Origin of the sequence: Primorskyibacter flagellatus (assembly GCF_014638275.1) — a bacterium.
GTDB lineage: Bacteria > Pseudomonadota > Alphaproteobacteria > Rhodobacterales > Rhodobacteraceae > Pseudooceanicola > Pseudooceanicola flagellatus_A.
The window spans coordinates 1630939-1643269 of sequence record NZ_BMFJ01000001.1 but is presented as its reverse complement, the minus strand read 5'-3'; the positions used below and the strand labels follow the sequence as shown (position 1 = coordinate 1643269).

Below are 12331 nucleotides of genomic sequence, written 5' to 3'. Positions count from 1 at the left end.
CTGACATCGTTTGCAAAGGTGTTACCGTCGGAGGCCCCGAGCGGCAAGTTTTTTGGCCCGGCGATTCGGAAAACCGGAGATTTCGCGCCGATTAGGCGAAATATCGCCGATATTGAGACCCTTAGGACACGCTTTTGACCTATGCTTTCGGAGAGGTTTCCTCGGCCAGCGGCCAGTAGAAATCCGGCGGCAACCCCGCCTCGGCGCGTTTTTCCTCGTTGAACGGCGGTTTCAGCGCGCCGTGGAAATAACGCCGGACAAGGTCGTGGAAGACCGGTTTGGGGTCCAGCCCGTCGCGCCCGCAGAGCCAGTGAAACCACTTCGACCCATAGGCGACGTGATGCACCTCTTCCGCGTATATTGTCCTGAGCGCGGCGACGGCGTGATCGACCCCGGCCTTTTCGAAAATCCCGATCATCCCGGGCGTCACGTCCAGTCCGCGCGCCTCCAGCACCATCGGCACCACCGCGAGCCGGCCGAAGATGTCGTCGACCGTGTCTTCTGCCGCGCGCCACATCCCGGCATGGGCCGGCAAAGCGCCGTAGTGTGAGCCGAGCGCTTCAAGACAATCGCAGACAAGGTTGAAATGCTTGGCTTCCTCGTCCGCGGCCTGAACCCAGTCGTCGTAGAAGCCGGGCGGGAACCCGGCGTCGGTGAAACGTGCGACGATATCCCAGTGCAGGTCGACGGCATTCAGTTCGATATGGGCGACGGCGTGCAAAAGTGCGATCCGCCCCTGCTCCGATCCGGGGCGACGGCGCGGCACCTCGCGCGGGGGGAGCAGCTCAGGGCGGTCGGGGCGGGCGGGTCTGAGGGGCGGCGTGGCGACGCCGATGGCGATCTCCGGTGCCTCCCCGGCGCGTGCGTCACGCCACGACGCGGCATGGCGGTGCGCCAGCGCGGTCTTTGCCCGTCCGTCGGCCGTAGTAAGGACCTCGACCGCCATTTCCGCCAGTGTCGTCATGTCTGCCCCGTTACGTCGTCTTCCGGACGAAGTACCGGAATTGGCCGCCGCATGTAAGGGCCGGGGCAGGTTGGACCCGCCCCGGCCGGTGAGCGTCATGAAGGACGCACGGCCCACGGCGCGTCAGCGAAGACGCGCGCTGTCGATGTTCACGACAAGACCTTCGGCGGTCAGCAGTGGACGCGTGCGGGGCTGAACGCAGACATCCTGCGTACAGATCAGCGTGCCGGTCACGCTGGCGATCAGGCCGACATTCTCGCCGTCCCGGCTGATCAGCGGTTGGCCGATCAGCGTCACGCCAGCGCCGTTTCGCTGTGTTCCGGCCGCGCGGGAGGTTCCTGAACTGCCGGAGGTGCCGGTCGCGGTGCCACTGCCCTGCGATCCGCCGACCGTGACATCGGTTCCGACACTGGCGACCGATCCGCCGCCGACGGTGGCGCCGACATCCACACCGGCGACCGTCCCGCCGCCGACAGTCGCACCGACGCCCACATCCGCGACCGATCCGCCCCCGACCGTCGCGCCGACACCGACATCGGCAACCGATCCTCCTCCGACAGACGCCCCGACTCCCGCTTCGGCGACAGAGCCGTCGCCGACCGAGGCGCCGACGCCGACACCGGCGACCGATCCTCCGCCGACAGACGCGCCGACACCAGCCTCCGCGACGGAGCCGCCTCCGAGCGACACGCCGACGCCAAGTCCGATGCCGTCAGTGGCATAGGCGGCGTTCGCGCAGCCGGTAACGAGCAGCGTTAGGGCAAAACTTGCATTCCGTGACATTTGGGTACTCCTCCACAGAGCCCCCACCCGAACTACACGGCACTCGACCAACGCCCGTGCCCCGCTTCGGGTTTCACGCCAGCCGCCGCCCGGCGGAAATCTGCCGGTGTCAGAGCGCCTTGACGACCGCCAGAACTTCTTCCGCGTGGCCCTCTACCTTCACCTTGGGCCAGACCTGCGCCACCTTGCCGTCAGGTCCTATCAGGAACGTCGCGCGGGTGATGCCCATGAAGGTCTTTCCGTACATCTTCTTTTCACCCCAGACGCCGTAGCTTTCACAGACATCGCCCTCCGCATCCGACAGAAGGATCACCGACAGGTCATGCTTGCCCCGGAACTTCGCGTGCTTGTCCACGCTGTCCTTGGACACCCCCAGAACCACTGCACCGGCGGCGTCGAAGTCGGCGCGCATGGCGGTGAAGTCCTTGTTTTCGATCGTGCAGCCGGGCGTGTCGTCCTTCGGGTAGAAGAACAGCACCACCGGTTTCGGCCGCAGGGCGGACAGGGTCACGGGGTCGCCGCCGTCTTGCGGCAGGGTGAAGTCGGGCGCGGGCTGGCCGGCCTCCGGCATGGTTTGCGTCATCGTGATGGCATCCCTCTGTCTGTCCTGTGATATCCGGTATAGTGAACCGGTTGACAGGCCGGATAATAGACCGGGCACGGCGGGCGGAAAGCCCGCGAAACGGGGAAACGTGACGAAGGACGCCGATACGCAGCCCAGCCAGACCGCGCGGCCCCGCCCGCCGCGGCAGCACCGTGCGCTGCGCGTCCTCGCCCTGCTGATCCTTGTTCCGGCGCTTTTGACAGCTCTCGCCGGCATCGGCGCGCTCTGGTACGCGCGGGGCCAGGACTTTGCCGCCCCTGTCTGGCTGAAAGAGAGGATCGAGACGCGGCTCGCCCTCGCCATGCCGGATCTGGGCCTGCGTTTCGCCGACCTGACGCTCACCGTGTCGAAGGACTGGCAGCCGAGCCTGCACCTGACCGAGGTCAGCCTGACCCCGCTTGGCCGCGGCGATCCCGTCACCCTGTCAGACGTCACCGGGTCCTTCGACCGGCAGGCGATGCTGAACGGCCAGTTGCGCCCGCGTGTGATCACCATCGCCGGGGCCAGCATTCACCTGAACCGCGCCGCCGACGGCACCTTCGGCGTCGCGCTTGGCGAAGCCGCCGCAAGGTCCGACACGGGGGGGACAGCGCCCGAGATCGGACAGAACCTCACCAGCCTCAGCACGCTGCTCGACACGCCGTCCTTCTCCGCGCTGCGTCAGATAGAGGGCACGGGCCTGACCATGCGCTACGAGGACCATCGCTCGGGCCGGGCCTGGACCGTCGACGGCGGCCACCTTGTGCTGTCGCGCGACGGCGACCAGCTTGGCCTGCGCGGCGATTTCTCCCTCCTCGGAGGGCATGCCTATGCCACCACGGTCGAAATCGGGTTGGAAGGTGCGATGTACAGCCGCGCCGTCGCCCTGTCTCTGAAGGTGGAGGACGCGCCCGCCCGCGACATCGCCACGCAGAGCGCCGGCCTGGCGTGGCTTGGCGTACTGGATGCGCCGATCTCGGGCGCGATCCGCGTCGCCACCGGAGAGGACGGGACCATAGGCCCGCTGAACGGCACGCTCCAGATCGGGGCCGGGGCGCTGGCCCCGGACGAAACCGGCGATCCGGTGCCCTTCCAGTCCGCCCGCAGCTATTTCCAGTACGATCCCGCGACCCTGTCCCTGCGGTTCGACGAACTCTCCGTCAAGAGCGCCTGGGTTGAGGCCACCGCCGACGGCCGCATCGTACTGGACCGGATCGAGGGTGGTATCCCCGGCGCCATGACCGGCCAGCTGCGGCTGAGCGAACTGGTCGCCAACCCTGCCGGTATCTATCCGAACCCGCTGTTCCTTGCCGGGGCGGAGACGGAGATGCGGGTCGAACTGAACCCCTTCCGGCTCGAGGTCGGGCGGCTCGACATCCGCGACCGCGACGAAACCCTGTCGTTGGCGGGACGCATCGCGGCGCAACCCAAGGGCTGGGATGTCAGCATGACCGCCCGCGTGCCCGAGATCACCGCCGACGCCCTGCTGGAACTCTGGCCGCCCGCCGCGCTGGAAAAGACCCGCGACTGGGTTGCGAAGAACGTGCTGGACGGGGTGCTGCAGAACGTCCAGTTCGGCCTGCGGTCGGAACCTGACAGCCGCCCCGACGTGCTGCTCTCTTTCGATTTCGAGGACCTCATCACCACCTACATGAAGACCCTGCCACCACTGGAAGCCGCCAGCGGCCATGCCGAACTGCGCGACAACCGGTTCGTGGTGACCGCCGACAGCGGCCGTGTCTATGTGCCGGGGGGAGAGGGGCTCGACATCGCCGGGACTTCCTTCATCTATCGCGACACGACGCAGAAGGGCGGCCCGGCTGAGGTGCGGCTGCGCGCGAAGGGCGCGCTTGGCGACGTGCTGCGCTTGATCGACGAGGAGCCGCTGAACCTGCTGAGTAAGGCAGGACGCACGCCGGACATGGCCAGCGGCCGGGCCGACGTGACCGCAACGCTCAACTTCGATCTGAAAAAGAACCTCCCTCCGGAAGAGATCGGGGTCGCCTACAGCGCGCGCCTGACGGATGTGCGCAGTGAAACCGTCGTGCCGAACCAGACCTTTACCTCCGCCGCGCTGGACGTGACCGGCACCTCAAGCGACATCGCCATTGCCGGGGACGCACAGCTTGGCGGGCTGGACATCGGCGGGACGTGGAGCGCGGCGCTTGGCCCCGACAGTGGCGGGCGCAGCCGGGTGGAGGGCTGGCTCAATTTCTCCGAAGCGGCGGCGAAGCAGTTGAACCTCGGCCTGCCGCCCGGGTCGATCGGCGGCAGCACGCGCGCGCAGATCCGGCTCGACATCGCCAGGGACCGGGCCCCGGAGTTCCGTCTGACCAGCGACCTCCGGGGGCTGTCCGTGCGGCTTGACAGTCTGGCGTGGAGCCTCGGCCGCGATCAGAGCGGAACGCTGGAAATCACTGGTGCCCTCGGGACGCCGCCCCGGATCGACCGGCTCGCCCTCGACGCGCCGGGACTGGCGGCGACCGGCACAGTTAGCCTGCAGGCGGGGGGCGGGCTCGACACCGCGCGCTTCGACAGGGTGCGCATCGGGTCGTGGCTGGACGCCCCCGTGGTGCTGAACGGGCGCGGCAAGGGCGCGGCCCCCAAGGTCGTGGTCAGCGGCGGATCGGTGGACCTGCGCAGCCTGAATCTCGGTAAAGGCGGGGGCGAGGGCGGACCGCTCACCCTGACGCTGGACCGGCTGCAGGTGTCCGACTCCATTGCCATCCGCGGAATGCGCGGCGAATTCACCACCAGAGGCGGGCTGTCGGGCAAGTTCGCCGGGTCGGTCAACGGCCGCGCGCCTGTCGCGGGCACCATCGTGCCACGGGGCGGGCGCAGCGCGGTGCGCATAACCTCGGAGCAGGCCGGGGCCGTGCTGTCCGCTGCCGGGCTGATGAAGCAGGGCAGGGAAGGTGCGCTGGATCTGACACTCAACCCCGTCGGCACGGCGGGCAGCTATGACGGGCTGCTCAAGGTCTCCGGCCTGTGGATCCAGGACGCGCCCGCCATGGCATCCCTGCTCTCCGCGCTGTCCATCGTCGGTCTGCTTGAACAGATGTCGGGCGGCGGTATCCTCTTCAACAACGTGGAAGCAAACTTCCGTCTCACACCGTCGCAGGTGATCCTTCGCTCCTCCAGCGCGGTCGGGGCTTCCATGGGGGTGTCGATGGACGGGTACTATGACGTGAAGGGCGAACAGATGGACATGCAGGGCGTGATCTCTCCGCTCTACGCACTGAACGGCATCGGCCAGATCTTCAGCCGCAAGGGGGAAGGGCTGGTCGGCTTCAACTATCGCCTGACCGGGCCCGCGAAACAGCCGAAGGTGCAGGTCAATCCGCTTTCGCTCTTTACCCCCGGCATGTTCCGCGACATTTTCCGCCGCCCGGCCCCCACGACGAACTGAGCGGCGGACAGAGCCAACAACCGAGGCGCGATGCAGCTTTCCGATTTCGATTTCGACCTGCCCGAGCGGCTGATCGCCACCCGCCCCGCGCGACCCCGGTCTTCCGCCCGCCTGCTGGTGGCCGAACCCGGCGCGATCCGCGATGCGGTCGTGCGCGACCTGACGGACTGGCTGCGCCCCGGCGACCGTCTGGTCCTGAACGACACGCGCGTGATCCCCGCCCGGCTCTCTGGCACCCGCGCCCGCACCGGGGCGGAGGGCGAGACCGAGGCCCGGATCGAGGTCACGCTGCTTGAGCCGAAGCCCGGCGGGCTCTGGTCCGCGCTCCTCAAACCCCTGAAGAAGGTGCGGGAAGGGGAGGTGATCCGCTTTTCCCCCGACCTCTCCGCCCGGCTGATGGCGAAAGAGGACGGGCAGGGCGTGCTGGAGTTCAACCTGACCGGCGACGATTTCGATGCCGCCTTGGCCGAGGCCGGAGCGATGCCCCTGCCACCCTACATCGCCGCCCTGCGCGCGCCCGACGATCAGGACAAGGCCGACTACCAGACCGTCTGGGCCGAGAAGTCGGGCGCCGTCGCCGCGCCGACGGCTTCGCTCCACTTCGACCAGCCGCTGCTGGACCGGATCGCCACCATGGGTGTGAATACCACCCGCGTGACCCTGCATGTCGGCGCGGGCACCTTCCTGCCGGTCAAGGTCGACGACGTCACCACCCACAGGATGCATGCCGAATGGGGAGAGGTCACGCCCGCCGCCGCCGCAGAGATTGCCGCGACGAAGGCCGCCGGTCACCGGGTCATCCCCGTCGGCACGACCGCCCTGCGCCTGATCGAAAGCGCCGCCCGCTCCGGCACGATCGAACCCTGGCGCGGAGAGACGGACATCTTCATCTACCCCGGTTTCACTTTCCACGTGACCGACGCGCTGATGACCAATTTCCACCTGCCGAAGTCGACTTTGCTCATGCTGGTGTCGGCCCTGATCGGTCAGGACCGGATCCGGGCCGTCTACGATCATGCCGTGGCGGAGAACTACCGCTTTTTCTCTTACGGCGACGCCTCCCTGTTGATCCCGTAGGGCAGTCATGACAGCAGGGGGCAGAACTTACGCCCGCAGAGCGCCGGGCCGAAACGGGCCGCGCGCCGCAACGGACAGGGGAAATTCGCCATGATGCAGGTACTCGGATCGGCCTGGGCACTGCTGCTTGGTCTCATGCTGCTGATGGTGGGCAACGGGCTTCAGGGCACCCTGCTTGGCGTGCGCGGTCAGATCGAGGGGTTCACGACCTTCGAGATGTCCATCGTCATGTCCGGCTACTTCCTCGGCTTCCTCGGCGGATCGCGCGCCGCGCCCGAGATGATCCGCCGCGTCGGTCACGTCCGCGTATTCGCCGCGCTCGGCAGCTTCATCTCTGCCATCCTGATTCTCTATCCCACCATCGCGCATCCGGTGGCCTGGACCATCGGACGGATCTGCATCGGCTTCTGCTTCTCCGGTGTCTACGTCACGGCGGAGAGCTGGCTGAACAACGCCGCCACGAACGAAAACCGGGGCAAGGCGCTGTCGCTTTACATGCTGGTTCAGGTGCTTGGCATCATCATGGCGCAGGGTCTGCTGCTGGTCGCGGATCCGGCGGGCTTCGTTCTGTTTGTCATCCCTTCAGTCCTCGTCTCCATCGCCTTCGCGCCGATCCTGTTGTCGGTCCAGCCGACCCCGGCCTTCGAACGTACGGCACCGATGAACCTGCGCCAGCTGTTCCGGGTGTCGCCGCTCGCCTGCGTCGGGGTCTTCATCCTGGGCGGCGCCTTCTCGGCCCAGTTCGGCATGGCGGCTGTCTACGGCGGGCAGGCGGGGCTGACGCTGGTGCAGATTTCCACCTTTATCGCGATGTTCTACATCGGTGCGACGCTGTTCCAGTTCCCAGTGGGCTGGATTTCCGACCGCATGGACCGGCGCCGGCTTATCATGATCGTCTCGGCCGTCGGCACGGGCGGTGCGATTGTCGGCGCGCTCTTTGGGTCCTTTTACGGCATCCTTGTCGCGGCATTCTTCCTTGGCGGGATGTCCAACCCGCTGTATTCGCTGCTGATCTCCCACGCCAACGACTTTCTTGAACCCTCGGAAATGGCCTCCGTCTCGGGCGGGATGCTGTTCCTGAACGGTCTTGGCGCGATCTCCGGACCGCTGGCGACCGGCTGGCTGATGACCGCCTTCGGCCCGTCCGGCTTCTGGATCTTCAACGCCGTCCTGCTGGCGCTCCTGACGGGCTACGCGCTCTACCGGATGACGCAGCGCCCCGCACCCAAGACGGACGACACGGGCAGCTACGCGCCCGTGCTGATGTCCGCCACGCCCGTTGCTCTGGAGGCCGCGCAGGAATGGGCCGTCGAGGCGGCTGAGAACGAGGAAAACGACACTCCCCCGGCATGATAGCGCCCAAACCTGATGCAATTCCGATTGCGTCCGATGCCGGTTTTGCGACACTGACACAAACGCGCGCACCCCGGAGGAGAACATGGTACGCCCCGAAGACATCCTGGCCTTCTGGCTGGACGAAACAGGCCCCGAAGGCTGGTACAAGGCCGAGGATGCGCTCGACACCGCGATCCGCGACCGCTTTGGCAAGGCGTGGGAGGCGGCGATGGAGGGCTCCTACGGGCTCTGGCTGACCTATCCCACGGGCGCACTGGCCTACATCATCCTGACCGACCAGTTCCCGCGCAACATGTTCCGCGGATCGGGGCGGGCCTTTGCCAGCGACCACCTGTCCCGCGCTGTGGCCAAGCGCGCCATCGACCGGGACTGGGACCTGAGGATCGACGAACCGGCGCGTCAGTTCTTCTACCTGCCGCTGATGCATTCGGAAAACCTTGCCGACCAGGACCGTTGCGTGCGCCTGATGAAGGACCGCATGACCGACGGCGACAACCTGCTGCACGCCAAGGCGCACCGGCAGGTGATCCGCGAATTCGGCCGTTTCCCCTACCGGAACGAGGCCCTGTCGCGCCGCATCACCAGCAACGAGGCCGACTATCTGGACAAGGGCGGCTACGGTCACACCGTTCGCGAACTGCAGGCGGCGGGCTGAAGCGGAGCGGGCGGGAGGCCATCGCCGGGCATGCCGTGCTTCCCTTTGACACCGGACCGCGCAGCGGTATCTAAAGGGTAAGTGGCGCCCGGTACGCCCCGTTGCCGGCACGCGGGGGAGAGGTGGATTGTGGCGCCCGAAAATATAGTTTAACGTCAAACTATCTCGCGAGACGGAGGACACCCCATGGCCGCAACCTATGATTTCCTGGTGATCGGCTCCGGCCCCGGTGGCTATGTCGCCGCCATCCGCGCGGCCCAGCTTGGCCTGAAGGCCTGCGTCATCGAACGCGAACACCTCGGCGGCATCTGCCTCAACTGGGGCTGCATCCCGACCAAGGCGCTGCTGCGATCGTCCGAAGTCTTTCACCTGATGCACCGCGCCGCGGAATTCGGTCTGTCCGCTGACAAGATCGGATACGACCTGCCTGCGGTCGTCAAACGCTCCCGCGGTGTCGCGAAGCAGATGGAAGGCGGGGTGAAGCACCTGCTCAAGAAGAACAAGGTCGACGTGGTGATGGGTGAGGCCGCGCTCGCCGGGAAGGGCACGGTCTCCGTCAAGACCGACAAGGGGACGGAGGAGATTTCGGCCCGTCATATCGTCATCGCTACCGGCGCCCGCGCCCGCGAACTGCCGGGGCTGGAGGCGGACGGTGATCTGGTATGGACCTACAAGCACGCCCTGAATCCGCCCCGCATGCCCAAGAAGCTGCTGGTCATCGGGTCGGGGGCCATCGGAATAGAATTTGCCAGCTTCTTCAATACTCTCGGGGCCGAAACGACTGTGGTTGAGGTGCTGGATCGCGTCCTGCCGGTCGAGGATGCGGAAATCTCTGCCTTCGCCAGGAAGCAGTTCGAAAAGCAGGGCATGAAGATCATGGAGAAGTCCATGGTCAAGCAACTCGACCGCGCCAAGGGAAAGGTGACCGCCAATATCGAAACAGGCGGAAAGGTTGAGAAAATGGAATTCGACACGGTGATTTCCGCCGTCGGCATCGTCGGAAATGTCGAGAATCTGAATCTCGAGAAGGCCGGCGTCAAGGTCGATCGCACCCATGTCGTGACAGATGAGTACTGCCGGACCGGGGTCGACGGGCTTTATGCCATCGGCGACGTGGCCGGCGCCCCCTGGCTTGCCCACAAGGCGAGCCACGAAGGCGTCATGGTGGCCGAACTCGCAGCCGGACAGCATCCGCACCCGGTCAAGCCGTCAGCCATCGCGGGCTGCACCTACTGCCATCCGCAGGTCGCCTCTGTCGGGCTGACCGAGGCCAGGGCGAAGGAGCAGGGCTACGAGGTCAAGGTCGGCAAGTTCCCCTTCATCGGCAACGGCAAGGCCGTGGCGCTTGGCGAACCGGAAGGGATGATCAAGACCGTCTTCGACGCGAAGACCGGAGAGCTTCTGGGCGCCCACATGGTCGGCGCGGAGGTGACGGAACTGATCCAGGGGTACGTCGTCGCGCGCACGCTCGAAACCACGGAACAGGAACTGATGGAGACGGTCTTCCCCCATCCCACCCTGTCCGAGATGATGCACGAATCCGTCCTTGCGGCCTACGGGCGACAGATCCACATGTGAAGGGTCGGACGGGGTCCCGATAGGCCCCGCCCGTTTGCGTCACGCGCGGCGACGCAGCTGTTTCAGCCCTGCGAACCCGCCGATGCCGGCCAGCAGCAGCAGCGCGCTCGCGGGCAGGGGAACCGCCGGCGGCGCGTAGGAGGCCGCGAAGCCGGTGTAGGTCGATGCGCCGAAATCGGCGAACATCGTCGCCGCGCCGGTCGTCAGGTCGATCTCGTAAAGCCCCGACATCCCGCCGACGTTCAGCAGTGCGACGGCCGTGTTGTCGCCCTCCATCGGAGAGATGATGTCGAAGCCGCCGAATTCGCTGAAGTCGAGCGCCGCGCCACCGAGCGTGATCTTGGCCACAGTCGCCAGCGTGCCGGCATTGTTTGCCAGCGTCACGAGGGAGTCGGTCCCCGCATCCAGCGCGAATTGCGCCGTCGTGGTGGCCACCATCCCGTTGATCGCGTTTGTGTAAGCATTGGCGAAAACCGCGCTTTCCAGCCCGAAGTTCACGTCGGCCGCGGCATAGTTCAGCGCGGTGAAGCGTTTCACCGTGTTGTTGTTCGGCCCGGCAAAGGTGTCAGGAAAGAAGACGAGGTTGTCGTTTTGCGTCGACACGACCCGCGCCGCGTCGATCTGGTTGTTGAAGTCGAAACCGACCTTCGCGCCCGCGGGCACGTTGGCATCGGTGTCGAACGCCGCTCCGGCGCTGGTGGTCATGCCGGTCATCGTGTCGATGACATAGACCACGTCCTGCGCGCCTCCGACCCCGTTGGCATAGCCATAAAGCTTCCCGGTCACGGGGCGGTAGGCGATCGCGTCGAGCTTGGTGTCGAGCGCGATGGTGGAGGAGGTCATGGGCGAGCCGAGGCTGCCGATGACGGTCAGGGTCATGCCGTCGCCGGACAGGCCGTAGCCGGTGCTGTTGGTCAGCGTACCCGCAACGGCGGGCAGGGCGGCAGAGGCGGTGAGAACGGCGGAAATCACTAGTGTCTTCATCGAGGGATCCTTTGTTGAAATGACAGGGATTGGTAACGTCGCGCCAAAGATAGTAATTTGAAAACAATGAGTTGCGAGAAGAATATTTTTTCGGAAAGGTGAAACTATCCGTCCGCGGGAGGCGTGTCTTCCAGACGCCGGAATGACGGTTGGACCTTGATCTGGACAGGTCGCGGTGCGGCTTCCGGCGGGGTCAGCCCGCCGCGTCGGGCCGGAGCTGCGTCAGCAGGTGGTGGAATTTCTCTCCCTGCACGGCGACATGCCGGCGCAACAGGTCCGATGCCTCCGCCGCGTCACCCCGGGAAATCGCTTCCACGATCGCTTCGTGTTCGCCCATGGACTGCGCCAGCCGACCGCGCAGAAACAGCTGCATGCGCCGGTATGGCTTCAATCGCCGGTGCAGGCGCGACGCTTCCTGTTCGAGGAATCGGTTGCCGGACTGGGCATAGATCAGGTGGTGGAAGGTACCATTCTCAACGTAGTAGGCATCGACATCCCCGGCCTCCAGCGCCGCGCGGCAGGCCGCATTGGCGGTACGCAGCTGGTCGACTGCACCTTCGGCGGACCGCAGCGCGGCAAGCCTACCGCAGACCGCCTCCATTTCCGCCATGACCTCGAACATCTCCATGATCTCGATCGGGCTGGCCTGGCGCACGAAGACCCCGCGCCGGGGCGCGTGCTCGACCAGTCCGGATTGCGCAAGCTTCTGGAATGCTTCACGGATCGGGGTGCGGGATACCCGGTGTTCTTCCGCCAGCGACACCTCGTCCAGACGGCTGCCCGGCGCAAACCGGCCGGTGAGGATCTGCTCCTCCAGCATGGCGGCGATGCGGTCGGACCGGCTTGGCTGCCCGCCGGACTCCGGATGAGGCGTATGCTCGTTCATACTTATTGTATACAAGAAGGTTGACAAGGTGTGCAATCCCCTGCCTGATTGGCCAG

At 66.2% G+C, this 12331-nt stretch carries 10 protein-coding genes; 5 read left to right on the top strand and 5 right to left on the bottom strand.

Going from position 1 to position 12331, the window contains the following annotated elements; genetic code table 11:
- Window positions 1-139: 139 nt before the first annotated feature.
- The 3 genes from IEV87_RS08055 to bcp all read right to left on the bottom strand — a co-directional run bounded on the left by IEV87_RS08055 (window position 140) and on the right by bcp (window position 2330).
- Window positions 140-964 carry a ferritin-like domain-containing protein gene (locus IEV87_RS08055; protein WP_188477132.1) on the bottom strand — a complete coding sequence of 275 codons (825 nt, stop codon included), beginning with the start codon at window positions 962-964 and terminating at the stop codon, window positions 140-142.
- 123 nt (window positions 965-1087) lie between these two features.
- The gene (locus tag IEV87_RS08050) at window positions 1088-1747 is read right to left on the bottom strand and encodes a hypothetical protein (RefSeq protein ID WP_188477131.1); all 660 of its coding nucleotides are present in this window, start codon (window positions 1745-1747) and stop codon (window positions 1088-1090) included.
- A gap of 109 nt (window positions 1748-1856) precedes the next feature.
- Window positions 1857-2330, bottom strand: a complete 474-nt coding sequence (bcp, locus tag IEV87_RS08045) for a thioredoxin-dependent thiol peroxidase (RefSeq protein WP_229737476.1) — start codon at window positions 2328-2330, stop codon at window positions 1857-1859.
- Window positions 2331-2439: 109 nt separating this feature from the next.
- Between bcp and IEV87_RS08040 the strand changes: the two genes are divergently transcribed.
- The 5 genes from IEV87_RS08040 to lpdA all read left to right on the top strand — a co-directional run bounded on the left by IEV87_RS08040 (window position 2440) and on the right by lpdA (window position 10405).
- Window positions 2440-5739 carry a YhdP family protein gene (locus IEV87_RS08040; RefSeq protein ID WP_188477130.1) on the top strand — a complete coding sequence of 1100 codons (3300 nt, stop codon included), beginning with the start codon at window positions 2440-2442 and terminating at the stop codon, window positions 5737-5739.
- A 30-nt stretch (window positions 5740-5769) separates the two neighbouring features.
- Complete coding sequence (gene queA / locus IEV87_RS08035; RefSeq protein WP_188477129.1) at window positions 5770-6816, top strand: tRNA preQ1(34) S-adenosylmethionine ribosyltransferase-isomerase QueA; 1047 nt, start codon at window positions 5770-5772, stop codon at window positions 6814-6816.
- Window positions 6817-6906: 90 nt separating this feature from the next.
- A complete protein-coding gene (locus IEV87_RS08030; RefSeq protein ID WP_188477128.1) occupies window positions 6907-8169 on the top strand; it encodes an MFS transporter in 1263 nt (420 codons plus the stop codon).
- Window positions 8170-8254: 85 nt separating this feature from the next.
- Window positions 8255-8827 (top strand): DUF924 family protein, encoded by a 573-nt coding sequence (locus IEV87_RS08025; protein ID WP_188477127.1) that lies wholly within the window; start codon window positions 8255-8257, stop codon window positions 8825-8827.
- Between the two features lie 186 nt (window positions 8828-9013).
- Window positions 9014-10405: a dihydrolipoyl dehydrogenase gene (lpdA, locus tag IEV87_RS08020; protein ID WP_188477126.1), complete on the top strand. Its 1392-nt coding sequence runs from the start codon at window positions 9014-9016 to the stop codon at window positions 10403-10405.
- A gap of 39 nt (window positions 10406-10444) precedes the next feature.
- Here the strand turns inward: lpdA and IEV87_RS08015 are convergent, their stop codons facing one another.
- Window positions 10445-11389, bottom strand: coding sequence for a DUF4394 domain-containing protein (locus tag IEV87_RS08015; RefSeq protein WP_188477125.1), 945 nt, complete (start codon window positions 11387-11389; stop codon window positions 10445-10447).
- 193 nt (window positions 11390-11582) lie between these two features.
- Entirely contained in the window at window positions 11583-12275 is a 693-nt protein-coding gene (locus IEV87_RS08010) for a GntR family transcriptional regulator (RefSeq protein WP_188477124.1), read from the bottom strand.
- Window positions 12276-12331 lie beyond the last annotated feature (56 nt).

Coding starts and splice junctions, on each gene's coding strand:
- IEV87_RS08055 (WP_188477132.1), bottom strand. CDS start 964: ATGACGACACTGGCGGAAATGGCGGTCGAGGTCCTTACTACGGCCGAC.
- IEV87_RS08050 (WP_188477131.1), bottom strand. CDS start 1,747: ATGTCACGGAATGCAAGTTTTGCCCTAACGCTGCTCGTTACCGGCTGC.
- bcp (WP_229737476.1), bottom strand. CDS start 2,330: ATGACGCAAACCATGCCGGAGGCCGGCCAGCCCGCGCCCGACTTCACC.
- queA (WP_188477129.1), top strand. CDS start 5,770: ATGCAGCTTTCCGATTTCGATTTCGACCTGCCCGAGCGGCTGATCGCC.
- IEV87_RS08030 (WP_188477128.1), top strand. CDS start 6,907: ATGATGCAGGTACTCGGATCGGCCTGGGCACTGCTGCTTGGTCTCATG.
- IEV87_RS08025 (WP_188477127.1), top strand. CDS start 8,255: ATGGTACGCCCCGAAGACATCCTGGCCTTCTGGCTGGACGAAACAGGC.
- lpdA (WP_188477126.1), top strand. CDS start 9,014: ATGGCCGCAACCTATGATTTCCTGGTGATCGGCTCCGGCCCCGGTGGC.
- IEV87_RS08015 (WP_188477125.1), bottom strand. CDS start 11,389: ATGAAGACACTAGTGATTTCCGCCGTTCTCACCGCCTCTGCCGCCCTG.
- IEV87_RS08010 (WP_188477124.1), bottom strand. CDS start 12,275: ATGAACGAGCATACGCCTCATCCGGAGTCCGGCGGGCAGCCAAGCCGG.